The following is a 26,792-nucleotide window of genomic DNA, read 5'->3' on the forward strand; positions in this document are numbered from 1 at the left end:
GTCATGACGCTGCGAACGCTGCTGCCCCTGGCGCTGTTGCTGGCCGGTGCCGCCCAGGCCCAGACGACCACGGTCTATCAGTACGGCATGCCACTGGACGTGGCGCGCGTGGTGCAACTGGACGAGCCGGCCACCGAGGTCTGCGACGTGGTGAAGGCGTACATGACCTACGTGGACTCTGCCGGCCGGCAGCACACCGTGCAGTACCTGAAACTGGCCAAGGTGTGCACCGACCGCGGTTGATCAGTCCCAGGCGGGTGCAAGCGACTCGGGGTCGACCAGGCGCTCGCCCTTGTCCAGGCCGGCAATCTGCGCCATGTCCTGTTCGCTCAGGCGCAGCTGCGCTGCCTTCAGGTTGCTGGCCAGGTTTTCACGCCGGGTCGAGGAGGGGATCACCGCATAGCCCAGCTGCATCGCCCAGGCCAGGGCCACCTGCGCCGGGGTGGCGCCATGGCGTTCGGCGATCTGCTGGATCAGCGGATCGTGCAGCACCTTGCCATAGCCCAGGGTCATGTAGGAGGTCACCGCGATGCCCTGTTCGTGCATGAAATCCACCAGCGTGCGGTTCTGCAGGTAGGGGTGCAGCTCGATCTGGTTGGTGGCGATCTGTTCGGCGCCCACCACCTCGATGGCCTGACGCAGCAAGGCGATGGTGAAGTTGGACACGCCGATCTGGCGGGTCAGGCCCTGGCGCTTCGCTTCGAGCAGGGCGCCCATGAACTCGGCCACCGGCACGGCGCCCTTGGGCGACGGCCAATGGATCAGGGTCAGGTCCAGATAGTCGGTGCCCAGCTTGTGCAGGCTCTCTTTCAGGCTGGGGATCAGCTTGTCGGCGCCCAGGTTCTCGGTCCAGATCTTGCTGGTCAGGAACAGCTCGTTGCGTGCAACGCCGCTGGCGGCGATGGCGTGCCCGACGTCGGCCTCGTTGCCGTAGATCTGCGCGGTGTCGATGGCCCGGTAGCCCAGTTCGAGGGCCTGGCTGACCGAGTCGATGACCACCTGGTCCTTGAGCCGGAAGGTGCCCAGGCCGAGCAGGGGAATAGTCATGGAGTGCGTCCTCTTGTGTGGGATGTAATGCGGTGAGGCGCAGTATCGGACAGCGCACGGCGCTGAAAAACACCGCCCGCGGCACAACTTTTTTGAGCGTGCGGCACGAATCGCCCTGGCGGTGGTAGCCTTGCAGGGTCATCCGCAACGGACCCGCCCATGGCCGCGCACAAGCACAGCATTCGCCAACGCAATGTCGACAGCATCCTGCTGGCAGCAGAAAAGGTCTTTGCCGAGAAGGGCTTCGCCGGCACGGCCATGGCCGACATCGCCGAGGCCGCCGCGCTGCCGCGCAGCAACGTGCACTATTACTTCAGCACCAAGGCCGAGCTGTACCAGGCGGTGCTGTTCGGCTTGCTGGAAGTGTGGAAGCAGGACGCCCTGTGCTTCGAGCTCTACGATGACCCGCGCATCGTGCTCAGCACCTATATCCGCGCCAAGATGAACCATTCCTGGACCCGCCCGCACGGTTCCAAGGTGTGGGCGAACGAGATCATCCATGGTGCGCCGCACCTGGGGGCGGCGCTGGATGACAGCCTGTACGGATGGGCCAAGCTCAAGGAGGGCAAGATTCGCCAGTGGGTCGAGGACGGGCGGATTCTGCCGGTGGAGCCCTCGGGGCTGCTGTACATGATCTGGGCCTCGACCCAGCACTACGCCGACTTCAGCCACCAGGTGAACCTGCTCAACGCGCACCAGCCGCTGAGCGAACCGCAGTTCGAGCGGGCGTTGCAAACGGTGACCAGTGTGATACTGCGCGGGATCGGGCTGGAGCCCTGAGGCTGTACCGGCCTTTTCGCCGGCAAGGCCGGCTCCCACAGGGCCACACATGACCTGTAGGAGCCGGCGTTGCCGGCGAAGGCGCCAACACGGTCGCCTCAGCGTGCGGTGAGGTGCATCGCCAGCTGAACCAGCCCTATCAGCACCAGGATGAACACCAGCGTGAAGGCCGTGCCCAGCGCAATGAAGTGCGCGGGCTTGCCGTGGGTGAAGTCGCGGGCGCGGTTCTTGCCGGTCTGCACGCCAAAGGCTGCAGCCAGCACGCTGTGCAGCATTTGCCAGAAGGTCGGCGGTTTGTGTTCGGCCGGGTCTTCCATGATCTGCTCCTGTAAAAGGCTTCAGCTCAGTGTAGACCCTTACCTCACCAGCGCTTAGTTGTCGTACCCCAGGTTGGGCGCCAGCCAGCGCTCGGTTACCGCCAGGTCCTGCCCCTTGCGCGCGGTGTAGCTCTGGACCTGGTCCTTGTCGACCTTGCCCACGGCAAAGTACTGCGCCTGCGGGTGGGCAAAGTACCAGCCGCTGACCGCCGCCGCCGGGAACATCGCGAAGTGCTCGGTGAGGAACACGCCGCTCGGGCCGGTCTCGCCGATCGCCGTGCCGTCGAGCAGGCGGAACAGGGTTTCCTTCTCGGTGTGGTCCGGGCACGCCGGGTAGCCCGGGGCAGGGCGGATACCCGCGTACTGCTCCTTGATCAGCGCCTCGTTGTCCAGGTGCTCGTCCTTGGCATAGCCCCAGTACTCCTTGCGCACCTGCTCGTGCAGCCACTCGGCGCAGGCCTCGGCCAGGCGGTCGGCCAGGGCCTTGACCATGATCGAGCTGTAGTCGTCGCCCTTGTCCTGGTAGGCCTTGGCCACTTCCTCGGCGCCGATGCCGGCGGTGGTGATGAAGCCGCCCACGTAGTCGGTGATGCCGCTGTCCTTGGGCGCCACGAAGTCGGCCAGGCAGAAATTGGGCTTGCTGTCGGGCTTGATCGTCTGCTGGCGCAGATGGTGCAGCAGGGCCAGGGGCTGGCCGTCATCGCCGTACACCTCGATGTCGTCGTGCGCCACCTGGTTGGCCGGCCAGAAGCCGAATACCGCGCGGGCACTGATCAGCTTCTCGTCGATCAGCTTGGCCAGCATTTCCTGTGCATCGGCGAACAGGGCGGTGGCCGCTTCGCCCACCACCTCGTCGTTGAGGATGCGCGGGTACTTGCCAGCCAGGTCCCAGGAGATGAAGAACGGCGTCCAGTCGATGTACTCGGCCAGCACCTTGAGGTCGATGTTCTCCAGCACGCGGGTACCGGTAAAGGTCGGTGCCACCGGCTGGTAGGCAGACCAGTCGTATTTCGGCTTGGCCTCGATCGACTGCGCATAGCTCAGGCGCTCGGTGCGCGCGCTGCGGTTGGCGGTGCGTTCGCGCACCTCCACGTAGTCCTCGCGGGTCTTGTGCACGAAGGCCGGCTTGAGCTCTTTGGACAGCAACTGCGTGGCCACGCCCACCGCACGCGAGGCGTCGGTCACGTAGACCACCGCGTCGTTGCTGTACTTGGGCTCGATCTTCACCGCGGTATGCGCCTTGGAGGTGGTTGCCCCCCCGATCATCAGCGGCAGGTGGAAGTCCTGGCGCTGCATCTCGCGGGCCACGTGCACCATTTCGTCCAGCGACGGTGTGATCAGCCCCGACAGGCCGATGATGTCGCACTTCTGCTCGCGCGCCACCTGCAGGATCTTCTCGGCCGGCACCATCACGCCCAGGTCGACGATGTCGTAGCCGTTGCAGCCGAGCACCACGCCGACGATGTTCTTGCCGATGTCGTGCACGTCGCCCTTGACCGTGGCCATCAGGATCTTGCCCTTGGCCTCGGGCTTGTCGCCTTTTTCCAGTTCGATGAACGGGATCAGGTGAGCCACCGCCTGCTTCATCACCCGCGCCGACTTGACCACCTGGGGCAGGAACATCTTGCCTGCACCGAACAGGTCGCCCACCACGTTCATGCCGCTCATCAGCGGCCCCTCGATCACCTCGATGGGGCGCGCGCACTGCTGGCGGCACTCCTCGGTGTCCTCGACGATGAACGCGGTGATGCCCTTGACCAGGGCGTGCTCGAGGCGCTTGTCCACCGGCAGCGAACGCCACTCCTCGTTCTCGACCTCCTTGACCGCGCCGCCGCCCTTGTAGTCGTCGGCAATCGCCAGCAGCGCATCGGTGCCGTCGGGGGTGCGGTTGAGCACCACGTCCTCGACCTTCTCGCGCAGCAGCGCCGGGATCTCGTCGTAGATCTCCAGCTGGCCGGCGTTGACGATGCCCATGGTCAGGCCGTTCTGGATCGCGTGGTAGAGGAACACCGAGTGGATCGCCTCGCGCACCGGGTTGTTGCCTCGGAACGAGAACGACACGTTGGATACCCCGCCGGAGGTCAGTGCATACGGCAGGTGGTCGCGGATGTAGGCACAGGCCTCGATGAAGTCCACCGCGTAGTTGTTGTGTTCCTCGATGCCGGTGGCCACGGCGAAGATGTTCGGGTCGAAGATGATGTCTTCGGGCGGGAAGCCCACCTCATCGACCAGGATGTCGTAGCTGCGCTTGCAGATCTCGCGCTTGCGGGCGGCGGTATCGGCCTGGCCGACCTCGTCGAAGGCCATCACCACCACGGCGGCGCCGTAGCGCTTGCACAGGCGGGCATGGTGCTTGAACGCCTCGACGCCTTCCTTCATCGAGATCGAGTTGACGATGCCCTTGCCCTGGATGCACTTGAGGCCGGCCTCGATCACTTCCCACTTGGAGGAGTCGATCATGATCGGCACCCGGGAGATGTCGGGTTCGCCGGCGATCAGGTTGAGGAACTTGACCATGGCCGCCTGGGAATCGAGCATCCCTTCGTCCATGTTGATGTCGATCACCTGGGCGCCGGCCTCGACCTGCTGCAGCGCCACTTCCAGCGCCTCGGTGTAGTTCTCTTCACGGATCAGCCGCGCGAAGCGGGCGGAACCTGTGATGTTGGTGCGTTCGCCGACGTTGACGAACAGCGAGCTGCGGTCGATGGTGAACGGCTCCAGGCCCGACAGGCGGCAGGCCCTGGGAATCTCGGGGATCGCCCGTGGCGGGTACTTGGCCACTGCCTCGGCGATGGCCTGGATATGCCCCGGGGTGGTGCCGCAGCAACCGCCGATGATGTTCAGAAAACCACTGGCGGCGAACTCTTCGATCACCGCGGCGGTTTCGGCCGGGGTCTCGTCGTACTCGCCGAAGGCGTTCGGCAGGCCGGCGTTGGGGTGCGCCGAAACGTGGGTGCCGGCCTTGTTCGACAGCTCTTCGAGGTAGGGGCGCAGGTCCTTGGCGCCCAGTGCGCAGTTCAGGCCCACCGAGATCGGGTTGGCGTGGCGTACCGAGTTCCAGAACGCCTCGGTGGTCTGGCCCGAGAGGGTACGGCCCGAGGCGTCGGTGATGGTGCCCGAGATCATGATCGGCAGCTCGATGCCGTCGTCCTCGAACACCTGCTGCACGGCGAAGATCGCCGCCTTGGCATTGAGGGTGTCGAAGATGGTCTCGATCAGGATCAGGTCGGCGCCGCCCTCGATCAGGCCGCGGGTGGCCTCGATGTAGTTTTCCACCAGCAGGTCGAAGGTGACGTTGCGGTAGCCGGGGTCGTTGACATCCGGGGAGATCGAGCAGGTCCGGCTGGTGGGGCCCAGCACCCCGGCGACGAAGCGCGGCTTGTCGGGGGTCTCGAGGGTCTTGGCATCGGCCACCTGGCGGGCGATGCGCGCACCTTCCACGTTGAGTTCGTACACCAGCGATTCCATGCCGTAGTCGGCCTGGGATACCTGGGTGGCGTTGAAGGTGTTGGTTTCGAGGATGTCGGCGCCGGCATCCAGGTAGGCTTTCTCGATGGCCGCGATCACGTCGGGGCGCGAAAGCAGCAGCAGGTCGTTGTTACCCTTGACGTCGCTAGGCCAGTCGGCAAAGCGCGTGCCACGATAGTCGTGTTCCTCCAGGCGGTAGCTTTGGATCATAGTACCCATGCCGCCATCGAGGATCAGTATGCGCTCTTTGAGGGCTTGCTGAAGTGCTTGGTAACGGGCGCTGCGGTCAGACATAGGACTACCTGGTCGGGCAAATACAAAAGTTGCGGAATAATAACAAACCTGCGCGGTTTTTAGGCGTGTTGCCGGTTTGCATGAATTTGATTCATGTTGGCACGCTGCCGCCACCGGTAGAATCGTGAAGCTATCAATACCCAGGACATTCGGCACATGGTGCATCGTTTACTTGCCGGCGCCTTCGCACTGCTCATCAGCGGCGCGGCGCTCGGACAAGCCCCCGTCACAAGCCCGGCTATTTCCTATACCCGGGACATCCAACCGATCTTCACCGAGAAGTGCGTTGCCTGCCATGCCTGCAACGACGCGGCCTGCCAGCTGAACCTGGGCAGTGCCGAGGGCGCCGCGCGCGGTGCCTCCAAGGTGCCTGTGTATCAGGGCGACCGCAGTACGGCGGTCGCGCCGACCCGGCTGTTCTACGACGCGCACAGCGTCGAGGCCTGGCAGCGCAAGGGCTTCAGTTCGGTGCTCGACAGCCAGGGCAGCCAGGCCGCGCTGATGGCGCGCATGCTCGAGCTGGGCCACAACACGCCGCTCACCCCCAACGCCAAGCTGCCCGAGGAGATCGTGCTGGGGCTCAACCGCAACAACATGTGCCCGCTGCCCGGCGAGTTCGACGCCTACGCCGGCGCCCACCCCAGGGAGGGCATGCCGCTGGCCGTCACCGGCCTTACCGATGCCGAGTACCAGACCCTGCAGCGCTGGTTCGCCGCCGGTGCGCCGGTGGAGTACAACCCGATCCAGCCAAGTGCCAGCGAGGCCGCGCAGATCACCGAATGGGAGGCGCTGCTCAACCGCCCCGGGTCCACCGAGGCGCTGGTGGGGCGCTGGCTGTACGAGCACCTGTTCCTGGCGCACATCTACTTTGTCGGCGGCGAGCAGGGCCACTTCTTCCAGTGGGTGCGCTCGCGCACGCCCAGCGGCCAGCCGATCGACCTGATCGCCACACGCCGCCCCAACGATCCGCCCGGCACCGACTTCTACTACCGCCTGATGCCCGTGCAGGGCGTGATCGTGCACAAGACCCACATCACCTACCCGATGGGGCCGAACAAGCTCAAGCGCGTCAAGCAGCTGTTCTACAGCGGCGACTGGCATGCCACGGCCTTGCCCGGCTACGGCCCGCGCCACCGCGCCAACCCGTTCGAGACCTTCGAGGCGATCCCGGCGATAGCGCGCTACCAGTTCATGCTCGATAACGCCGAGTACTTCGTGCGCACCTTCATTCGCGGCCCGGTATGCCGTGGGCAGATCGCCACCGACGTGATCCGCGACAACTTCTGGACCCTGTTCCAGGAGCCGGCACACGACCGCTACATCACCGATGCCGAGTACCGCGGCAAGGCCACGCCACTGCTGGCGATGCCCGGTCAGATCGACGACGTGGGCAGCATCCTGACCCTGTGGCACGCCTACCGCGACAAGCGCAACGAGTACGAAAAACTGCGCCGCGACGCCTATGCCGACCTGCCGCCACCGAGCTGGTCGAGCCTGTGGGCCGGCAACGACAACGCCTTGCTGACCATCTTCCGCCACTTCGACAGCGCCTCGGTGAGCAAGGGCCTGATCGGCGATGTGCCCAAGACCCTGTGGCTGTTCGACTACCCGCTGTTCGAGCGCACCTATTACCAGCTGGCGGTGAATTTCGACGTGTACGGCAACGTCTCGCACCAGGCGCAGACGCGCCTGTACTTCGACCTGATCCGCAACGGGGCCGAGGTCAACTTCCTGCGCCTGATGCCGGCCAAGCAGCGCAGCGACATCCTCGGCGACTGGTACCAGAACAGCGGCAAGGTCAAGATGTGGCTGGACTACGAGGCGATCGACAGCAAGACCCCGACCGCCCTCAAGCTCGACCCGCGCGACCCCAAGCGCGACTTCGGCCTCAAGCTGGTGGAGCGCACCGGCAGCCTGAACGCCGCGCCCGACCCGATCAACCGCTGCCAGGGCGCGTACTGCTCGCTGCCCGGCAGCGAGGAGTTCCGTGACGTGGAGCAGGCCCTGAGCCGGCTGGCCTCGCGCCCGGCGGCCGGGCTCAAGGTGATCGGCCAGCTGCCCGAGGCGACCATGCTGCGCATCGAAGGGCAGGGCGGCCAGCGCAAGGTCTACAGCCTGCTGCGCAACCGCGCCCACAGCAACGTGGCCTTCATGCTCGGCGAGGCCTACCGCTACCAGCCGGGGCTGGACACCCTGACCCTCTACCCGGGGGTGATGAGCAGCTACCCCAACTTCATGTTCAACATTCCGGCCAGCGACGTGCCCGAGTGGGTCGAGGACATGGAGGCGGCGCGGGACGATCCGGCCCGCTTCGAGCGCATCGTCATGCGCTGGGGCGTGCGCCGCAGCCACCCGCAGTTCTGGCAGTACTTTCATGACCTGAGCCGCTACATCCAGCAGACCGATCCGGTGGAGGCCGGCGTGCTCGACATGAACCGCTACGAGAACCTCTGAAGCAACCGCCGGGCAGATCGGGCTGATCTTTCCCGGCCTTTCGTAGTCCCACCCGCAAGCGGTCCCGATTTGTGCGGGGCCAGGGTGGGGTAACGAGAGACGGGAATCGACATGCTGTTTTCGCTTCAGGCATTGAGGGCGCTCGCCGCCTGGGTGGTGGTCTGTCACCACTTCATGCAGATCTTCTTCGACTTCAAGGCCAGCGGCCCGGTAGGGCAGTTTCTGGCCGATCGCGGTGCGGTCGGGGTGGACATCTTCTTCGTCATCAGCGGGCTGGTGATCTACCTCTCGACCCGCGACAAACCCATGGCGCCCCGGCGCTTTCTGCTCAACCGGGTGCTGCGCATCGTGCCGGCCTACTGGTTCTATACCGGCCTGATGGCGCTGCTGCTGGTGGTGGCCAGCCAGTGGATGCCGCACCAGACCCTGGAGCTGTCGCACCTGCTGCTGTCGCTGCTGTTCATTCCGGCGGAAAACCCCGGCGGCTACGGCCTGTACCCCACGCTCAACGTGGGCTGGACGCTGAACTACGAGATGTTCTTCTACCTGCTGTTCTCGCTGGTGTTCCTGGTGCGCCAGCGCCATCACCTGTGGCTGGTGGCGCTGGCGCTGTTCGCGGTCAGCGAGGTGCTCACCGGCCTGGGCGTGCTGGGGCGGTTCTACAGCAACAACATCATCTACGAGTTCCTGCTGGGCGTAGCCATCGGCGTGCTCTACCGGCGCGGCTGGATTGCCCAGGGGCTGTGGCTGCCGTTGCTGACCCTGGCGGCCGCATCGGTGGCGATCTACCGCCTGGATGCCTCGTCACGCCTGCTGCACTGGGGCCTGCCGAGTGCGCTGATCGTGCTGGCGTGCATCTCGCTGGAGCCGTATTTCAAGGGCAACCGGGTGCTCAAGGCACTGGGCGACTGCTCCTATTCGGTGTACCTGATCCATGTGCTGGTGCTGTACGGCGGCTGGTTTGCCAGCGAGCGTCTGGGGCTCAACCCCTACCTGGTGTTCGCGCTGTGCGTGCCGCTGATCGGCGGGGCGTCGTGGGCCAGTTACCGCTGGTTGGAAAAGGGCCTGTACCGGCGCATGAGCGGCTGGTTCGAGGCGCGTCTGGGCCCGGCGGTGCCGGTGGTACTTTCCCGACAGAATTACTAGGACTTTGTTCGCCGGCCGTGTTGGCGTAAACTGCGCACAAGTCTGTGAGGAACTTACATGAGCGCCATAACGATTACCGACGCCGCGCACGATTACCTGGCCGATCTGCTGGAAAAGCAGAATACCCCAGGCATTGGCATCCGCATTTTCATTACCCAGCCGGGTACGAACTACGCCGAAACCTGCATTGCCTACTGCAAGCCAGGTGAAGAAAAGCCGGAAGACGAAGCGGTGGGGCTCAAGTCCTTCACCGCCTACCTGGATGCGGTCAGCATCCCGTTTCTGGAAGATGCGGTGGTGGACTATGCCACCGACCGCATGGGCGGCCAGCTGACCATCAAGGCGCCGAACGCCAAGGTGCCGATGGTCAATGCCGACAGCCCGATCAACGAGCGCATCAACTACTACCTGCAAACCGAGATCAACCCGGGGCTGGCCAGCCACGGCGGTCAGGTCAACCTGATCGAAGTGGTCGAGGACGGCATTGCGGTGCTGCAGTTCGGCGGTGGTTGCCAGGGTTGCGGCCAGGCCGACGTGACCTTGCGCGAAGGCATCGAGCGCACCTTGCTCGAACGCATTCCGGAGCTCAAGGGCGTGCGGGACGTGACCGACCATTCGCAGAAAGAAAACGCCTACTACTGACAGTTATGCCCAATCGCGGGTCAAGCCCGCTCCCACAAGGATCACCGTAGCCGTTGTGGGAGCGGGCTTGACCCGCGAAAGGGCCTTCCGGGCTTCAGATCACTGCGCGATGGTCTTGATCGACACCCCGCGCTCCACTGGCGTGGAGCGCCCGTAGATGTCTTCGAAACGCTCGATGTCGTCCTCGCCCAGGTAGCTGCCCGACTGCACCTCGATGATCTCCAGCGGGATCTTGCCCGGGTTGCGCAGGCGGTGCACCGAGGCGATCGGGATGTACGTGGACTGGTTCTCGCACAGCAGGAACACGTTCTCGTCGCACGTCACCTCGGCCGTGCCCGACACCACGATCCAGTGCTCGGCACGGTGGTGGTGCATCTGCAGCGACAGGCTGGCGCCGGGTTTTACCGTGATGTGCTTGACCTGGAAGCGCCCGCCCATGTCCACCGAGTCATACGAGCCCCACGGGCGGTACACCTCGCAGTGGTTCTGGGTTTCGTTGCGGCCCTGGGCGTCCAGGGTGTTGACCATCTGCTTGACCCCCTGAACCTTGTCCTTGTGCGCGATCATCATGGCGTCCTTGGTCTCGACCACCACGATGTTCTCCAGGCCGATCACCGATACCAGCTTGCCGTTGCCGTGGATCATGCAGTTGTGGCTGTCCTGCACCACCACGTCGCCCTTGGTCACGTTGCCGTTGGTGTCCTTCTCGTGCACGTCCCACAGCGACGACCAGCAGCCCACATCGCTCCAGCCCGCACTCAGCGGCACCACGCAGGCGCGCTGGGTCTTTTCCATCACCGCGTAGTCGATGGAGTTGTCCGGGCAGCAGGCGAAGGTGGCCTCGTCGATGCTGATGCTGTCGCCGTCTTCCAGGCTGCGCTCCAGGGTCAGCAGGCAGGTGTCGTAGATGTCGGGGTCGTGCTTTTTCAGCTCTTCGAGGAAGCGGCTGGCGCGGAACAGGAACATGCCGCTGTTCCAGTAGTAGCCGCCACTTTTGACGAACTCGGTGGCGCGTTTTTCGTCCGGTTTTTCAACGAACTGTGCCACGCGGCTGATGCCTTCGGGAAGCAGGGCGTCCTGGCTCGACTTGATGTAGCCGTAGCCGGTTTCCGGCTTGGTCGCCGGCACCCCGAACAGCACCATTTCGCCGCGTTCGGCGGCCACCGTGGCCAGGGCCAGGGCGCGTTGCAGGGCCTTCTGGTCGTCCAGCACGTGGTCGGCCGGCAGCACCAGCATCAGCTCGTCGCGGCCTTCGTTGACCAGTTTCATGGCCGTGAGCGCCACGGCCGGCGCGGTGTTGCGCCCGAACGGTTCCATCAGGATCGCCTGGGTGTCCAGGTTCAGGTTGGCCAACTGCTCGTTGACGATGAAACGGTGGTCCTTGTTGCACACCACGATGGGCGCGTCCATGCCGTCGAACACCAGGCGCGACAGGGTTTGCTGGAACAGCGTGTGTTCACCGGTCAGGGCCAGGAACTGCTTGGGGAATTGCTTGCGCGACAGGGGCCACAGACGCGAGCCGCTACCACCGGACAGGATGACTGGAATCATGGGTAATCTCCGAACGTTGAAAGGGGCAGTTGATTAACGGGTGGACACAGGGCGCTTGACCCAGACCGGCGACAGGTTGCTGCCACTGCCGGTCACATACAGCACGGCCGCTTCGCCACGTTCGAGCGCAACGGGCTTGAGGTCGCTGACTTTCTTGTCGCCTTCATACAGCGCCAGGCTGACCTTGACCGGGTTGATCTCGCGCTCGCCGCGCGCCTTGGCCGCCACCGGCTTGACCACTTCGGTCTTGCCATCGGCGGTCTTCAGGGTCAGGGCCTGGTCGCTCAGGTTCTGCACGCGTACCAGGGATTTCTGCTTGTTCTTGAACGGCGGTTCCTCGACCAGTTGCGGCTGGCCGCTGCCGTGGTTGACCAGGGTGTAGTAGTGATCGCCCGCCAGCTTGACCGGTACGGTCTGGCTGCCGACCTTGGCGCTGTAGTCGCCCTGGGGCATGAAGCTGAAATCGCTGCTGCCCTGGGCGGCCACTTCGCTGATCTGGGTGTTGCCGACACTGGCGGCCACCGGCTGGTTGCCGGCGTTGTACAGGCGCACGAAGGTCGAGCCCTTGGGCGCGCTGGGGCCATACAGTGCGGCGTCGGCGCCGGCCCAGGCCTGCAGCGAGAGCAGGCTCATGCCGGCGGTCAGGGCGAATGCTTTGGCAATGCGGTGCTTGGTGGTCATGTGCAGTTCCTCTCAGTGTTGCGTCCGATTGGACGACAGGGCCATGTCTTGATTGGCGGTTCGGGTTTGCTTCAGCTGGGCGATCCACTGCGGATCGAAGGCGCTGAGGTCGTTTTTCATTGGCAGATAACGTTCCGGGAACTCCCATACCAGCACCTGTGGGGCGCTGGTCTTGAAGGCGTCGGTCTGCAGGTACTTGAGCATCGGCAGCAGCGGGCCATGGCCGTCCTCGGCGTAATTGACCACGTCACTGCGCAGCGCCTGCTGCAACGCACCGAGGAAGTTCCAGTGCGGGTTGGCGCTGTAGCTGGTGCCGATCAGCGCCACGGGGATCTCGTTGTCGGCAAACAGCGCGTCGTCGCTGTCGGCCTGGTCCTGGGCCCGGGCAGGGCGGGTGGTGCGTTGCTGCAGGCTGTCCGGGGCCGGCAGCAGGTGGCTGAACAACGGGTCCAGCGGCAGGAAGTTGGTGAGGTCGCCCTTGTACGGTGTGGCGGCTTTGGCTTCGGTGACGAACTGCTGCGGCGTGCCGCTGAGCAGGGTCTGGCGGGCCACGGCTTCGGCCAGGTGGCGTGCCACCACCTCGGCGCCCAGTGGTGTCCAGTGGGTGTCGGTGCGCAGGAACACCTGGCCCTGGGCCTTGGCCGCCTGCAGCGGGCCGAGCAGGTCCGGGGCGAACACGCCGGCCTGGCGCGCCTTGGCATGGAACTGGTTGTACAGGTCGGCATGCAGGCTGGCGGGCGTCTGCTCACCGATGTACTCCGGGTACAGGCGGGCCTTGGCCGGAATGATCGCCAGCACCAGTTGCACACCGTGCTGCTTGAGGGTGTCGCGCACGCCGCGGATCAGTGCGAGGTTCTCGGCCTCGAACTGTTCGCTGCCGGCCACCGGCTTGAACTCTTCATCGCTGAACAGCCATTGCTCGCGGCCCAGCACCACACCCGGGCGGCCTTCGTTGAACAGTTTGAAGTCCAGCGCCGCCCAGAGGTTGGTGCCCAGGCGCTTGATCGGGAACTGCGCGTCGTAGTGGGTTTCGGCGGCCTTGGCCAGCTTGCCGTCGAGCAGGGACATCTGCGCGGTACGCTGGAAACTGCCCAGGCCCCCCAGCGACCAGATGCCCAGGCCCAGCAGCAGGGCCATGAACAGCACGGCGTAGAGTTTGCGTAATGATCGGGTCATGGTCGGCTCGCTCAGAACTGGAAGTAGAGGAACGGCGAGTAGCTTTGCGCCGAGAGTTTGAGGATCGAGGCCACGAACAGCAGCAGCACCAGCGCGCGGGTCATGTACAGGCCCCAGTCCAGGCTCACGCTGCCGTCGCCATGCACGGCCACCGGGCTGGCCTTGGCCGTGGGCTTGGCATTGCGGTAGAAGTCGCGCAGGCCGAAGAACGCCAGGCTCAGGTAGGCGATCACCAGGGTGGCCACTTGCAGGCCGGTGAGGCTGGCGCGGTTGAGTTCCGACAGCTGCCATTCACCGAAGCTGAACATGGCGCCGTACATGCGTGCGGCCACGTGCAGGTTTTCGGCGCGGAAGATCACCCAGCCCATCACCACCAGCAGGAAGGTGAAGGCCCACTTGACCGGGTTGAAGCGCTGCGGGTTGGTGTCCAGGCCCAGTGCGCGCTCGATCGCCAGCCACATGCCGTGCCAGGCGCCCCAGATGATGTAGGTGAAGTTGGCGCCGTGCCACAGGCCGCCCAGCAGCATGGTCAGGAACAGGTTGCGGTAGGTGGCGAAGGTGCCGCCGCGGTTGCCGCCCAGGGTGATGTACAGGTAGTCGCGCAGCCAGGTGGACAGGCTGATGTGCCAGCGCCGCCAGAACTCGGTGATCGACTGGCTGATGTAGGGCTGCTTGAAGTTCTCCATGAAGCGAAAGCCCATCATCAGGCCCAGGCCGATGGCCATGTCGCTGTAGCCGGAGAAGTCGAAGTACAGCTGCGCGGTGTAGGCCAGTGCGCCCAGCCAGGCGTCGCCGGTGGTCGGGTTCTGCAGGGCGAAGCAGTGGTCGGCGACCACCGCCAGGGTGTCGGCGATGAATACCTTCTTGATGAAGCCCTGCATGAACCGCGTGCAGCCTTCGGAGAACTTGTCCAGGGTGTGGGTGCGGTGGTTGAACTGGTCGGCCAGGTCGCGAAAGCGCAGCACGGGGCCGGCGATCAGGTGCGGGAAGATCGCCACGAACGCGGCGAAGTCGATCAGGTTGCGGGTGGCCGGGGTGTCGCCGCGGTACACGTCGATGATGTAGCTGATCGACTCGAAGATGTAGAACGAGATGCCGATGGGCAACAGGATGTGGGTGAGGATGAACGGCTCCAGGCCGTACGAGGTCATGATCGCGTTGATGCTGTCGACGCCGAAGTTGGCGTACTTGAAGTAGCCCAGGATACCCAGGTCGACCACCACCCCCAGCAGCAGCCAGCGCTGGGCCGGCTTGGTGCGCACGCCGGCGGCGCCCACCTTGAGGCCGATCCAGTAGTTCCACAGGGTGACCGCGGCGAACAGCGCCAGGAAGTCCACCCGCCACCAGGCGTAGAACACGTAGCTGGCCAGCAGCAGCAGGGCGTTGCGGTAGCGTTGCCCGCTCAGGTAGTACAGGCCGAGAAAGATCGGCAGGAACAGGAACAGGAACACATTGGACGAGAACACCATCCCGATCTCTCCTTGTCGTTATCCACAATCGGGGCAGCAGCCCCCCAAACCCCCCGCTGAAATTGCGGGGGAACCAGATCAAACGCATCGCGGGTCAAGCCCGCTCCCACAGGGATTGCGGTCGTTGCTACTTCTTCTGTTCTGCCTGCGGGTCGTAGACGCGCGTCAGGTCGCCGCCCAGGCGGAAACTCTTGAACGGCTGCATCGCGTGCTTGCGCTTGAGCGCATCGGCGTCGCACTGGTACAGGCTGCACCACGGCTCAAGCCAGGCGTATTTGCTGTCGATCTTCAGATCGTCCATGTCCTGCTTCTGGCCATTGCGCGCCTTGAACGCACTCGGGTCTCTGGCCCCGGACAACACCCGCTCGCCCAGGCGCTTGAGCGCGCCGTTGTTTTCCGGGCGCAGGTCCACGCCGTTGGCCTGGGCGAAGCTGGCGATCATCGACAGCGGCGGCAGTGCGTAGTTGTGGTACGCCAGGGCGCGCTGCTTGCGCTTCATCTCGTTGGGCAGAAAGCCCTGCGCATCGACCTGGTTGGCACCCACGCGGTACTCCTTCACGGCCCAGTCGAACAGGTCGCGGCGATCGGTCGCCACCGCCGTGGCCATCACCGACCAGGCGGCCCAGTACGAGTGGTTGTTGATCTTTTCCAGCGGCAGGTCGCTCCAGTCCTTGACCGTCTGCTCGGCCAGGCGCGCGAACCATTTCTCGATCTGTTCGGCCTGGGCCTGGTGCGCCGCCAGTGGCTGTGCGTTGGAGAACTTCAGGCGCAGGTATGCCGAGCTCAGGCTGCCCAGCGCCCATTTGCGCATCGACTTGCCGGTGTGGTTGTAGTCGGTGGACATCAGCGCATCGGCCTGCGCCCAGGTGCCCAGCCACTGCAGGGTGCAGTCCAGCTGCTGCGGGCGGCCGTCGCGCATGTACTGCATCACCTGCTTGCTGACCCCGCGCTCCAGCGTGGTGATGCTGGCGGTGGAATCGCGAAAGGCCTGTTCGGATGCCTTGTTCAGCGTCGCGCGGGCCTTGTCCGAGCCTTCGTACTTGCTGCGAAACTGCAGCGCGCCGGTGTAGGGCTTGGGCACGGCCTCACAGGTGAAGTCGTTGGGGCTGGTCTTGGGTTTCTCGATGCCGGCGTAGTAGCCCTGCGGCGGGACCAGCCCGCCGGCCTGCACCGCCGGGCCGAACAGGGCCAGGGCGAGCAGGGCGGGGGTGGCAAGGGTGCGGATGGATGTCATGTGCGCCTCACAGGCCGGCCTGGGCAGCATGCTGCCCGGCGCCGGCGATCGGGTTGCGTGTACACAGCCTGGCCTGGACCTTCTGGCTGCCGCTTTCGGGACCCTGCACTTCCACCGCGAGCAAGGTCTGGTTGGCCCAGTCCTCGTCCTCGCGCAGTTGGAAGGCGAAGCGTCCGTCGGTGTCGGAGGTTTCGGGTTTTTCGATCTTCAGGTCCTCGTGACGACCATTGAGGTACCACAGGGTGGCCTGCAAGGTCTTGACCGACTTGTCTTCGAACTGGATGTCCAGTTGATGACGGCCGTTGACCAGGTTCTTGATCACGCCGTTCTTGCCATTGACCAGCAGCTCGTTGGTGCCCGGCTTGAGCGAGGTGCTGACGCTCATCTGCGCAGGCTTGCCTTCGCAGCCGTTGTCGAGCAGGGCGAGCATCTGGCGCCAGATGGTTTCCTGGTCCAGGCGGTACAGCGGCGAGAACTCCCACACCAGGATCTTGGGCGGGTTGTTCTGGAACTCCTCGCTGCCCAGGTACTGGATCATCGAACCTTCCAGGCCGCCACCGGGGAACGCGACGTTGAGCACGTCGGCGCCGATGTACTGCTGCAGAAAACCCGAGAAGTTGTAGTTCTTGCCGCTGTGGCTGGTGCCCACCAGGGTGATCTGCGGGTTGCCCGAGTCGCCGAACAGGTCGTCGCCGCCACTCTCGCCCTTGGGCTCGGTGACGAACTGGTCCATGTACTGCACCGCGTAGCTGGTGCCGCACAGTTGGCCGGCGACGTTGTGCAGGGTGCCGGTCTTGCCCATGCGGCCGGACGGGTGGCTTTCGAATTCACGCCGCGGGATGTCGGCGAAGGCCGGCATGCTGTGCACGGTGTCGGCCACGATTTTTGCCGCACGCTCGGCGCCATAGGGCGTCCAGTGCTGGTCGCCGCGGAAGTAGAAGTCCTTGCCCTGCTGCGCGGCCGGCAACTGTTCGTTGGTCAGCGGCGACAGGTCGGGCACGTTGTAGCCCATTTGGGCGAAGCGCTTGAGCATGGCCTGGTAGTTGCGCAGGGCCTTCTCGTAGTTGAACGCGGCCTTGTCGGCCGGGTTGAGCATGTTGCGGTTCACCAGGCCACGGGTGGGCTGGTACACCACCACCAGTTCCACGCCGCGCGCCTTGAACGCATCGTGCACCTGCTGCAGGCGTTTGTAGCCGGCCGGGGTGGTGCTGAATTCGGTGCGCAGGTCTTCGCGGGTACGGAAAAGCCAGTCGCCCTGGGCTTGCACCAGGGTGGTGAAGTTCTGCTGGTAGCGGGTGGTGTAGCGGCTGGCATCGTGGGCTTCGGGGCACAGTTGGCAGCACGGCTGGGCGGTGAAGCTGGGCGCCTGCACCTCGTCGGCACGCACGCCGTTGCTGATCGCCAGCAGCGCCGCACTCAGGCCAAGCAGTTTCATCAGGTGTGGGGTCATGTCAGGTTTCCTCAATCCGCCATGTCGGTCTGGCGTTCGACCGGGTCGATCAGTACGGCTTTGCCCTGGCGAACCATCAGGTCGAGAATCTCGTCCTGGCGATCGCCCAGCACCCCGGAGAAACTGATGCCGCTGGACTTGCTCGGGGCCAGCATCGACACCCGGTACAGCTCCACGCTCAGGGGCGAGTCGATCGACAGCGGGCCGCTGCCGTTGGCCGCCAGTTCACCGCCCACCACGATCAGCGACACCTTGGTGTCGAACGGGTCCAGGTCGATGTCGCGGTCGGTATCGGACAGGTCCTTGATGTGCCCGTACACGCCCACCAGGCCGTTGGCCATGGCGAGGTTTTCGTACAGGCGGATGTTCACGCTGTTGCGCACGCGGATGCCGTGGCGACGGTTGCTGATGACCTTGTTGCCCCAGATCAGGTTGTCGCCGCTTTCGTACAGGGTGATGCCGTCGGTGTGGTTGCGGTAGATCTCGTTGTAGGCGATCAGGTTGTTGACGCTGTTGCGGTCGATCACCACGCCCGAGAGCTTGTTGTCGTAGCTCTTGTTGTTGATGATCCAGCTGTCGTTGACCTCGCGCGAGACGATGATGCCGTGCTTCTTCTTGGTGCCATGCACGGTGTTGCCGGCGATGATCAGGCGGTGCGAACGGTCGTGGGGGTCGATGCCGTACACGATGTTGTCGCGGTAGGTGTTGTCCTTGACCACGAAGTCGCTGGTCTCGTAGCAGTAGAAGCCGTACCACATGTCGCTGAACTCGGAGCCGATGATCCAGCCGGTGGGTTCGGGGCGGCCCATCTGCTTGGCCATGTTGGGCGTGTACTGCGAAATGCTCACGCCGTAGGACTTGCTCTGGGCATAGCCGAAGCTGGCCATGCGGGTGTTGACGATGTAGGTCTCGGTGCCGCCCCACGAGAGCAGGAACGGGCGAAATTCCTTGGGTGTGCGGAAGGTCGCCGGGCCGTTGTCCTTTTCGCGCCAGCCGGTGACGCGGGTGTGGCTGACGAACAGCTTGCCGTCGTTGACGATGAACGCACCGCCTTCCTGGGACAGGCGCAGTTCCTTGACCTTGGCATCGATCTCGAGCACGCCCTTTTGCCCCACCACGATCGGCAGGCGCGACAGGTATACCCCCGGCGCGGTTTCACGCAGGTACTGGGCCGGCACGTGCTTGCTCAGCTCGGTGAAGTCGACATGCCCGTCATCGACGAAGATCGCCTGCGGGATGCCGTGCTGGCGGGCTACCCATTCGGCCATCTTGTTGTCGCCGCCGATGAACTCCTTGAGGGCGTCTTCCTGCAGCATGCGGCGTACCGTGACCTTGCCCTTGCGTGCACGCTGGATCTTGGCCTGCACCGCTTCGGCGGTGTAGCCGCTGAGGTCGGGCAGGGTCGGCGCCGGGATCTGCAACGGCTCGATCGGCGCGCTGCTGACGGTGTAGGTCTTGGCGTGCTGCAGCTCTTTGGCCGGGCTGGCCACGGGCAGGCCGTTGGCCAGGGCGATGCTGCTGGCCAGCAGCAGGCTGCCGGCGATCAGCGTGTTGAGCGGGTAAAGGTTCATGTCAATGCACTCCAGGCATCAGAAACGCCAGATCACGTCGATGAAGGCGCGGTGCATGTACGAGTCCGCTTCCTTGCCATAGGCGTCGCCTGGCTTGAACACCCCACCGCGAAAGCGCACCAGTGCCGACGGTTCGTCGATCGACTGGCTCAGCGCGGCCGGCAGCAGGCCCTGCTTGAAGTACTTGGTGACCACCAGGTCCATCTCCTGGCCGAGGTCTTTTTCGCCCTGGATCAGCGGGCGGTTGATGCCGTCATCATCGACCACGGCGTTGATGCCGCTGCTGCCGATGTTCTGCTTGCCGTCGACGCGCCAGAACTTGTGGTACACCAGGCTTGCGTCGTAGTCGTCGCGCAGTTGCCAGGAGGTGAACAGGGTGGCGGCCTGCAGGTTGCCCAGCTCGCCACGGAAGGCCTCGCCGAAGCGGTGCACACGCGAGCGGGTGCCGGTGAAGTTGGAGCGGTTGCTCTCAAGGCCGGTCTGTTCGAAGTTGCCCGAGCCGTCGCTGCCACCGCCGCCGCTGCCGCGGGCATAGGCCGCGCCGACCTGCCAGTTGGGGTCCAGGCGCAGGCGGATGCCCAGGTCGGTGGCCCAGGCGTTGACATCGCCGCTCTGCTTTTGCGTGGCCAGCTGGTCGCCGTTGGCCAGGGTGGTGGCGCTCAGGCGATCACGGTCGCCGGTGAGCCAGGTGACGCTGCCCCAGTAGTTGACGGTGTTCTGGTTGCGCCAGTTGTAGGCGTCGCTGTTGGCCTCAAGGCCCAGCCAGGTGAGGTCGCCGTTGCGGGTCTTGTCCAGCGGGTCGAGGGTCTCGCCCGGGTTCTTCAGCTTGCCGTCGTCGTGGGTGTGGTGCGCGCGCAGGCCGACCCAGTGGCCTGGGGTCCATTGCGCGGCCACGTCGCCGTAGACGTGCAGGCGGTCCTTGTCTTCGGGGGCCAGGTCGGTGAGGTCGGTGCGGTACTCGCTGAAACGCTGGGCCACGCCGGCGTTGGCGCGCAGCAGGGTGGTGTCGAAGGTCCAGTTCAGCGCCTCGATGTTGGTGTCGCGCCACATGCCGTCGTCGCTGCGCAGGCGCTGGCGGCCCAGGCGCAGTTGCTCGCCGGGGTAGGCGGTCAGGCCGCTGTAGCCGACCCAGAACTCGCGCATGGCCAGGTAGCTCTTGTCCTGCTCGCGGCCGCTGGCGCGGCGGGTTTCGACCTGGCTGTCGTCGTCGGCCTGGCGCAGGGTGTCGGTGTCGATGGTGTCGGTGGCGGTGACCGCCTGGCCCATGGCGTAGGCGCTCCAGTTGCCGCGCTCGCCATACACCCAGGGGCGCAGGTCCAGGCCCAGGCCGTTGACGTCGCCGCCGGAGCGGGTGCCCAGGTCGCGGTCATCCTCGGACTGGCCGGTGACTTTCACTTCCAGGCCGAAGTTCTTCTCGGCGGTCATCGCGGCCAGGGTCGGGCACGACCAGAGCAGGGCACAGCCCAGGCCCAGGCCGGCCTTCATCCACGGGTTGAGTGTCATAGGGATTCCTCGCCGTCTTGTTCGGTGGTGTCCTGCAGGGCCTGCATGGCCTGGGCGCCGGGGCCCTGACCCATGGCGCCACGGGCCTGGCGCTCCTGTTGCAACAGGCGCTGGGCCTGGGCCTTCTGCGGGGCGGATAGCTGCTGGTCGAGCTCGCCGGCCATCGCCGTCGATTGCTCGCTGGGGTTGGCCTGCGCCAGTTGCGCGAACACCCAGGCGTTGACCAGGTCCTGGCGAATGCCGCGACCTTCGCTGAACAGTTGGGCCAGCGCGTAGTCGGCGCTGAGCTGGCCACCACGGGCGGCGCGCAGCAGGTGATCGACGGCTTTCTGCGGTTCGACCTGGCCCAGATAGCCACGGCGGTAGAGCTGGCCGAGGTAGTAGTGGGCGCTGATTTCGCCGGCATCGGCGGCGGACTGCAGGTGCGTCTCGGCTTTTTTCGCGTCGGCCGGAACGGCCTTGCCTTCGTAGTAGAGGCGGCCCAGCAGCAGCTCGGCGCGCGGTTGTGCGGCCTCGCGGCCCTTGTCGATGTAGGCCAGCAACTGGTCGCTGTCGCCCAGCTCGGGGAAGCTGTAGAGCAGTTGCGCCAGGCTGACCCAGGACGCGGGGTTGCTCGGTGCGACCTGTTCGAGCAGGGCCTGGGCGGTTTTCTCGTCGGTCTGGCCCAGGCTGGGGTCGGCCAGTACGCGGGCCACGCTGTCGACCCGGCTGGCCGGTACCGCACCGCGGGCATAGGCGGCCTTGAGCTGGTCGATCAGCGCGGCCTGTTGTTCGGGCTGGGCACGCTTCTGGTACACGCTGGCCAGTTCCACATAGCAGATGTCGGTGCTGGCCAGTGCGGCCTTGCAGATACGTTCCACCTCGTCCAGGTGCTGGTCGTAGGTGTTCTGGGTACGGTACAGCAGCACCTGGGCCAGGCCCGCCTCGGGGTAGCCGGCGGCGCGCCATTGGTCGATCTGCTGCTGGGCATCGAGGTCGGGGAAACTCTGCGGGTATTGCAGGTAGAGCATGGCCAGCGGGATCAGGGTGTTGCTTTCGCCGGCGGCGAAGGCCTGCTTGAGCAGGCCCTGGGCCTCGTGGCGCTCGGCCTCGCTGCTGTCGGGCTTGGCCACCAGCAGACGGCCGAGGCGGGCCTGGGCGCGGGGCGAGGTGCGGGCGGCGGCGCGGTAGGTGGCCTCGGCCTGCCTGAGCTTGGCCGGGTCACCGGTTTCGACCTGGATATCGGCCAGGCCTACCTGGGCCTCGCTGTAGCCCAGGTCGGCGAGTTGCTGGTAGTTGCGCTCGGCCAGGGCGGTGTCGCCGCGCTTGAGGGCTTCGTTGGCCAGGCGCTGGTCGGGCAGGCCGGCGCAACCGGCCAGGCTGACGGCCAGGGCCAGTGCACCCATCGGTAGGAGCCGGCCTTGCCGGCGAAGGGGGCTGCACGATTCGCCGGCAAGGCCGGCTCCTACAGGGATCGCGGTGTGTTGGGTAGTCACCGGCATGTCCTCTTCAAAGCCCACGGGCCACGGCCTTGTCGATCAGCCAGTCCATCGACGGGCCCCGGTCGCTGTTGACCGACACCGGGCGCCCGGCCAGCTCGCTGGGCATCGGCGCATCCGGCTTGATCTGCACGCGAATGTCCGAAGACAGGTCGTCGCTGTTCTGGCTGGTGCTGCTGACGATGCGACCCTGGCGCACGTCGTCTTCGCCGGCCACCTGGAAGTTGACGCGGGTGCCGGGCTGCACTTCGTCGAACTGGCGGTAGCTGAAACGGGCTTCGATGATCGGGTTGGTGGTGCGCGGGATCAGCTGGAAGATCACTGCGCCCTTGCTCGCGTATTGCCCGTCATCCACCAGCTGCCTGGCCACCACGCAGTCGCACGGGCTGGTGAGGGTGCCGCTGAGCTGCTTGCCGAACAGTTCCTCGACCCGCGCCGGCTCCAGTTGCTGGTCGTCCAGGTGGCCCTTGAGCAGGTCGAGCATGCTGGTGTTGAACGAGGCCAGCGGCGCGCCCTTGACCACCGGGCCGTCCGCCTTCACCAGGCTCTGCACGGTGCCGTCGCGCGGCATGGTGACGTTGGTGGTGGGGACGCTGACCACCCCGGCCTCGGCATGGCTGACGAAGTACAGGCCGTACACCGACTTGGCGATGAAGCCGAACGCGGCCACGCCAACCACGAACACGCCGAGGCTGAAGGTGACCGCACGCAGGCGGCCGAAGGCGCTCAGGCCGCCGCCGGTGTCCTTCTGCTTGCGCGCCTTGGTGAAGTTGTCGCGTTGCAGGGTGCTGAGCACGTCGCCGATGCTGATCAGCTCGCCCGACAGGTGCGAGGTGATGATGTGGCGCAGGGTGGCGATGTCGCGCTGTTCCAGGTTCTGGAACTGCACGCCGGTACGACCGTCGGCGACGTTGTGCGAGCGCACCTGGAACTCGATGTCGATGGCCAGGCCCAGGTTGTCGACCACGAACTGCAGGCGGCCGCGCACCACTTCGCCGACCTTCAGCGGGTGGCGGGTGTAGAAGCTCAGGCCACCGGCCGAGAGGTCCTCGACCTTGACTTCGAGGGTCTCGCGGTTGGCCCCCAGGTAGCGCAGCTTGGCGGGGATCTTTACCCGGGCGTGCTGACGCTGGGCTTCGGACTCATGCACGACATTGGCATTCACGGCGGTATTCATGGCGATATGTTCCTGTTTATTCCGTAGGGCGGCGGCTCACACGACCATGAACAGCACAGCGACGAAGATGCTGGCTGCCGAGAAGGTCATGGTCCGCGAAGACCAGGTGTTGAACCATTGTTGAAAGCTCGCGAGGTCGCGTTTGAGCGCAGTGGGCTGGCGGGTCCAGGACTGCTTGTCGAGGCGGAAGAACACGTAGATCTTCATGATTGCGCCGACGATCTGGTTGTAATAGAGAATCAGTGGGTAGGCCGGGCCGATGGCATGCCCCGAGCACATCAGCATCAGGGTCAGGATCAGGCGGGTGATGCCGATCCACAGCAGGTACACCAGCAGGAAGGCAGGGCCGAACTTGAGGCTGGCGATCAGCGCCACGGTGAGCCCGAGCAGGCTGGTCCACATCGACACGCGCTGGTCGAACAGCACCACGCTGGTGAACAGGCCGAGGCGGCGAACGCCCAGGCCCAGGGCGCGGGAGTTCTGGCGCAGGTTGTTGCCGTACCAGCGGTACATCAGCTTGCGGCTGGCCTTGATGAAGCTCTTTTCCGGCGGGTGCTCGACCGTGTTGATCGCCGCATCCGGCACGTAGAACGTGTCGTAGCCCAGGCGCATGAGGCTGAACCAGCTGGACTTGTCGTCGCCGGTGAGGAACTTGAAGCGGCCCAGGCGCCAGTGCTGCAGCGAGTCGTTCTCGACGTCCTTGATGAACTCGGGGTTGGTCACCACGGCGGCGCGGAACACCGACATGCGCCCGGTCATGGTCAGCACGCGCTTGGACAGGGCCATCGAGCACATGTTGATGTGGCGCTGGGCAAAGCGCAGCTTGTGCCACTCGCTCATGATGTAGCCGCCGCGCACTTCGCAGAATTCGTTGGTGGTCAGGCCACCGACATTCGGGTAGAGCTTGAACCAGGGCACGGTCTTGGCCACCACGCCTTCGCCGAGCACGGTGTCGCCGTCGATCACCGCGACCACTGCGTTCTCGTCGGGCAGGTGGCGCGAGATGGCGCGAAAGCCGTAGGCCAGGCCGTCACGCTTGCCGGTGCCGGCGATGCGCACGAAGTCCAGCGCCACGCGGTCGGGCGGGTTGAACTTGGCCCACAGGCTTTTCACCAGCAGTTCGTCGCTCATTTCCACCAGCGAGCAGACCACGGTGGTGGGGTAGCCGCAGTCGATTGCCTCGCGGATCACCGAGCTGTACACCTGCGCGGTGGTCAGGGCGTCGATGCGAAAGCTGGTGACCATCAGGTACACGTGTGACGGGTCGGCCGCGCTGCCCAGTTTGCGCACCTTGCGTCGCAGCATCGGGTAGACGATGTAGAGGAACAGCATGCCCCGCACGAAGTGCGTGGCACCCATGGAATAACGCCAGATTCCGACAGCGCCGATGAGGAAGATGAAGTCCTTGGAGTCGGGGTCGAAAACGGTCTTGGGCAAGGCCAGGGCGATCAGCATGAGCAGGCTCACGTAGAACAGCCATCCGGCGACCTGTAGCAGGCCGTGCTTGAGCCTTTGCATGGTGTGCATCCGTAGCGAATGAATGGGAAGGAACTGCACGGGGCTGGGGCGACCCCGTGCAGTGGCTGCTGTTACCAGCAGATGCCTTCGGTGCGGCTGGTGGGGCAGGTCGGCTTGCCCATGAAGCCGACCAGGTCGATGACCTGCTTGCCGGCCGGGGCCTGTTGCGCCAGCGCACGGAACTTCTCGTCGCGGTTACCCAGCACGATCACGTCGGCGTGGTTGATCACTTGCTCGAAGTCGGCGTTGAGCAGGGACGAGACGTGGGGGATCTTCGACTCGATGTAGTCCTTGTTGGCGCCGTGCACGCGGGCGTACTCGACGTTGCTGTCGTAGATGTTGAGCTCGTAGCCCTTGCCGATCAGGCGTTCGGCCAGTTCCACCAGCGGGCTCTCGCGCAGGTCGTCGGTGCCGGCCTTGAAGCTCAGGCCCAGCAGGGCAACCTTGCGCTTGTCGTGGCTTTCGATGATGTCGAAGGCGTTCTGCACCTGGGACTCGTTGCTGGTCATCAGCGAGTTGAGCAGCGGCGCCTTCACGTCCAGGCTGCCGGCGCGGTAGGTGAGGGCGCGCACGTCCTTGGGCAGGCACGAGCCGCCGAAGGCGAAGCCTGGGCGCATGTAGTACTGCGACAGGTTCAGGGCCTTGTCCTGGCACACCACTTCCATCACTTCGCGGCCATCGACGCCGCAGGCCTTGGCGATGTTGCCGATCTCGTTGGCGAAGGTGACCTTGGTGGCGTGCCACACGTTGCAGGTGTACTTGATCATCTCGGCCACTTCGATGTCCTTGCGGATGATCGGGGCGTCGAGCTCTTCGTAGAGGGCCTGCAGCACGTCGCCGCTGGCGCGGTCGAGTTCGCCGATGACAGTCATCGGCGGCTGGTCGTAGTCCTTGATCGCGGTGCTTTCGCGCAGGAACTCGGGGTTGACCGCCACGCCGAAATCGACGCCGGCCTTCTTGCCCGAGCAGTCTTCGAGAATCGGGATCACCACGTTCTTGACGGTGCCCGGCAGTACGGTGCTGCGCACCACGATGGTGTGGCGGCTGCTCTTGTCGCGCAGTACCAGACCGATTTCGCGGCACACCGACTCGATGTATTCCAGGCCCAGGTCGCCGTTCTTCTTGCTCGGCGTACCGACGCAGATCATCGACACGTCGCTGTCGCGAATGGCCTGGGCAAAATCGGTGGTGCCCCGCAGGCGCTGGTTGGCAATGCCTTGCTGCAACAGGGCTTCGAGGCCCGGTTCCACGATGGGGGATTTGCCCTGGTTGATCAGGTCGATCTTGGTCGCCGATACATCCACGCCGATCACTTCATGGCCCCGGGCAGACAGGCAGCCCGCACAGACCGCACCTACATAACCCAAACCAAAGATGCTGATACGCATCGCATTCACCTCATGTGTTTATCATGTCGGCGCACAACTAAGCGCCAGACCGGGTTGGTTGACCAGCAAATTCAGGGTGCACGGAAGTGTCACGGTTAAACCGCTAACTGCCGGCAGGCAAATTAAATTGGAGTGCGAAAAATAAACGGCACTCAAGTTGGCGGCTAATGGCCATTTACATTAGGGGGTGAGCCCTGGACGGTATCCGTCTTTATTGCAGTACCCACTGCGCGTACTGCTGTGCTTGTTATTTCAAGTGGATTAAATCCTTTGAAATCAACCACTAGGACGATTTTTAAGGGTGCTCTCTCCTGGTTTGGACGCGTAATCTTGTCGAACAATTGCGCGGACAAAAAAGTGCTTTCAAAACTTCCTGATACTGTCCATTTGTCATGTACGTCATCTCTCACATCCATCACGAGATAATCCGTACCGGTGGTATGAGCGA

Annotated in this window: 20 protein-coding genes; 5 read left to right on the plus strand and 15 right to left on the minus strand. The window is 64.8% G+C overall.

Annotated elements, in window-relative coordinates:
• Positions 1-3: 3 nt before the first annotated feature.
• The gene (locus B4I46_RS18040; RefSeq protein WP_078481167.1) at positions 4-243 is read left to right on the plus strand and encodes a DUF2790 domain-containing protein; all 240 of its coding nucleotides are present in this window, start codon (positions 4-6) and stop codon (positions 241-243) included.
• Here the strand turns inward: B4I46_RS18040 and dkgB are convergent, their stop codons facing one another.
• A complete protein-coding gene (dkgB, locus tag B4I46_RS18045; RefSeq protein ID WP_043864082.1) occupies positions 244-1,047 on the minus strand; it encodes a 2,5-didehydrogluconate reductase DkgB in 804 nt (267 codons plus the stop codon).
• A gap of 159 nt (positions 1,048-1,206) precedes the next feature.
• On the opposite strand from dkgB, the gene B4I46_RS18050 reads away from it, so the two are divergent.
• On the plus strand, positions 1,207-1,827 hold the full coding sequence (locus tag B4I46_RS18050; protein ID WP_043864081.1) for a TetR/AcrR family transcriptional regulator: 621 nt from the start codon (positions 1,207-1,209) through the stop codon (positions 1,825-1,827).
• A gap of 98 nt (positions 1,828-1,925) precedes the next feature.
• Here the strand turns inward: B4I46_RS18050 and B4I46_RS18055 are convergent, their stop codons facing one another.
• Positions 1,926-2,144 carry a DUF2970 domain-containing protein gene (locus B4I46_RS18055; RefSeq protein ID WP_043864080.1) on the minus strand — a complete coding sequence of 73 codons (219 nt, stop codon included), beginning with the start codon at positions 2,142-2,144 and terminating at the stop codon, positions 1,926-1,928.
• Positions 2,145-2,198: 54 nt separating this feature from the next.
• Positions 2,199-5,906 carry a methionine synthase gene (gene metH / locus B4I46_RS18060; protein ID WP_058540347.1) on the minus strand — a complete coding sequence of 1,236 codons (3,708 nt, stop codon included), beginning with the start codon at positions 5,904-5,906 and terminating at the stop codon, positions 2,199-2,201.
• Between the two features lie 156 nt (positions 5,907-6,062).
• Between metH and B4I46_RS18065 the strand changes: the two genes are divergently transcribed.
• From B4I46_RS18065 to nfuA, 3 genes are all read left to right on the plus strand, one after another.
• Entirely contained in the window at positions 6,063-8,360 is a 2,298-nt protein-coding gene (locus B4I46_RS18065) for a fatty acid cis/trans isomerase (RefSeq protein WP_054914322.1), read from the plus strand.
• Between the two features lie 111 nt (positions 8,361-8,471).
• Positions 8,472-9,506, plus strand: coding sequence for an acyltransferase family protein (locus B4I46_RS18070; RefSeq protein ID WP_286901241.1), 1,035 nt, complete (start codon positions 8,472-8,474; stop codon positions 9,504-9,506).
• Between the two features lie 57 nt (positions 9,507-9,563).
• On the plus strand, positions 9,564-10,148 hold the full coding sequence (nfuA, locus tag B4I46_RS18075; RefSeq protein WP_058540345.1) for a Fe-S biogenesis protein NfuA: 585 nt from the start codon (positions 9,564-9,566) through the stop codon (positions 10,146-10,148).
• A 99-nt stretch (positions 10,149-10,247) separates the two neighbouring features.
• Here nfuA and B4I46_RS18080 read toward each other — a convergent pair whose 3' ends face one another.
• The 12 genes from B4I46_RS18080 to B4I46_RS18135 form a co-directional block, all read right to left on the minus strand.
• Positions 10,248-11,699, minus strand: a complete 1,452-nt coding sequence (locus B4I46_RS18080; RefSeq protein WP_043860997.1) for a mannose-1-phosphate guanylyltransferase/mannose-6-phosphate isomerase — start codon at positions 11,697-11,699, stop codon at positions 10,248-10,250.
• 33 nt (positions 11,700-11,732) lie between these two features.
• On the minus strand, positions 11,733-12,380 hold the full coding sequence (locus tag B4I46_RS18085) for an alginate O-acetyltransferase AlgF (protein ID WP_043860998.1): 648 nt from the start codon (positions 12,378-12,380) through the stop codon (positions 11,733-11,735).
• Between the two features lie 12 nt (positions 12,381-12,392).
• A complete protein-coding gene (locus B4I46_RS18090) occupies positions 12,393-13,556 on the minus strand; it encodes an alginate O-acetyltransferase (protein WP_054914853.1) in 1,164 nt (387 codons plus the stop codon).
• A gap of 11 nt (positions 13,557-13,567) precedes the next feature.
• Positions 13,568-15,025, minus strand: coding sequence for an MBOAT family O-acyltransferase (locus B4I46_RS18095; protein WP_058540860.1), 1,458 nt, complete (start codon positions 15,023-15,025; stop codon positions 13,568-13,570).
• A 127-nt stretch (positions 15,026-15,152) separates the two neighbouring features.
• Positions 15,153-16,259, minus strand: a complete 1,107-nt coding sequence (locus tag B4I46_RS18100; protein WP_058541092.1) for a mannuronate-specific alginate lyase — start codon at positions 16,257-16,259, stop codon at positions 15,153-15,155.
• Between the two features lie 7 nt (positions 16,260-16,266).
• Positions 16,267-17,709 carry an alginate O-acetyltransferase gene (locus tag B4I46_RS18105; RefSeq protein WP_058540861.1) on the minus strand — a complete coding sequence of 481 codons (1,443 nt, stop codon included), beginning with the start codon at positions 17,707-17,709 and terminating at the stop codon, positions 16,267-16,269.
• A gap of 11 nt (positions 17,710-17,720) precedes the next feature.
• Entirely contained in the window at positions 17,721-19,280 is a 1,560-nt protein-coding gene (gene algG, locus B4I46_RS18110; protein WP_058540862.1) for a mannuronan 5-epimerase AlgG, read from the minus strand.
• Positions 19,281-19,298: 18 nt separating this feature from the next.
• Complete coding sequence (locus tag B4I46_RS18115) at positions 19,299-20,783, minus strand: alginate export family protein (protein WP_058540863.1); 1,485 nt, start codon at positions 20,781-20,783, stop codon at positions 19,299-19,301.
• Positions 20,780-22,168, minus strand: coding sequence for an alginate biosynthesis TPR repeat lipoprotein AlgK (algK, locus tag B4I46_RS18120; protein ID WP_054914850.1), 1,389 nt, complete (start codon positions 22,166-22,168; stop codon positions 20,780-20,782). The genes B4I46_RS18115 and algK overlap by 4 nt, the downstream gene beginning before the upstream one ends.
• A gap of 103 nt (positions 22,169-22,271) precedes the next feature.
• Positions 22,272-23,438 (minus strand): alginate biosynthesis protein Alg44, encoded by a 1,167-nt coding sequence (locus B4I46_RS18125; RefSeq protein ID WP_043861005.1) that lies wholly within the window; start codon positions 23,436-23,438, stop codon positions 22,272-22,274.
• A gap of 36 nt (positions 23,439-23,474) precedes the next feature.
• Positions 23,475-24,965 (minus strand): mannuronan synthase, encoded by a 1,491-nt coding sequence (gene alg8 / locus B4I46_RS18130; RefSeq protein ID WP_370409113.1) that lies wholly within the window; start codon positions 24,963-24,965, stop codon positions 23,475-23,477.
• Positions 24,966-25,027: 62 nt separating this feature from the next.
• Complete coding sequence (locus B4I46_RS18135; RefSeq protein WP_043861007.1) at positions 25,028-26,344, minus strand: nucleotide sugar dehydrogenase; 1,317 nt, start codon at positions 26,342-26,344, stop codon at positions 25,028-25,030.
• Between the last annotated feature and the right edge of the window lie 448 nt (positions 26,345-26,792).

The organism is Pseudomonas sp. UBA7500 (assembly GCF_002478435.1).
Taxonomy (GTDB): Bacteria; Pseudomonadota; Gammaproteobacteria; order Pseudomonadales; family Pseudomonadaceae; genus Aquipseudomonas; species Aquipseudomonas palmensis.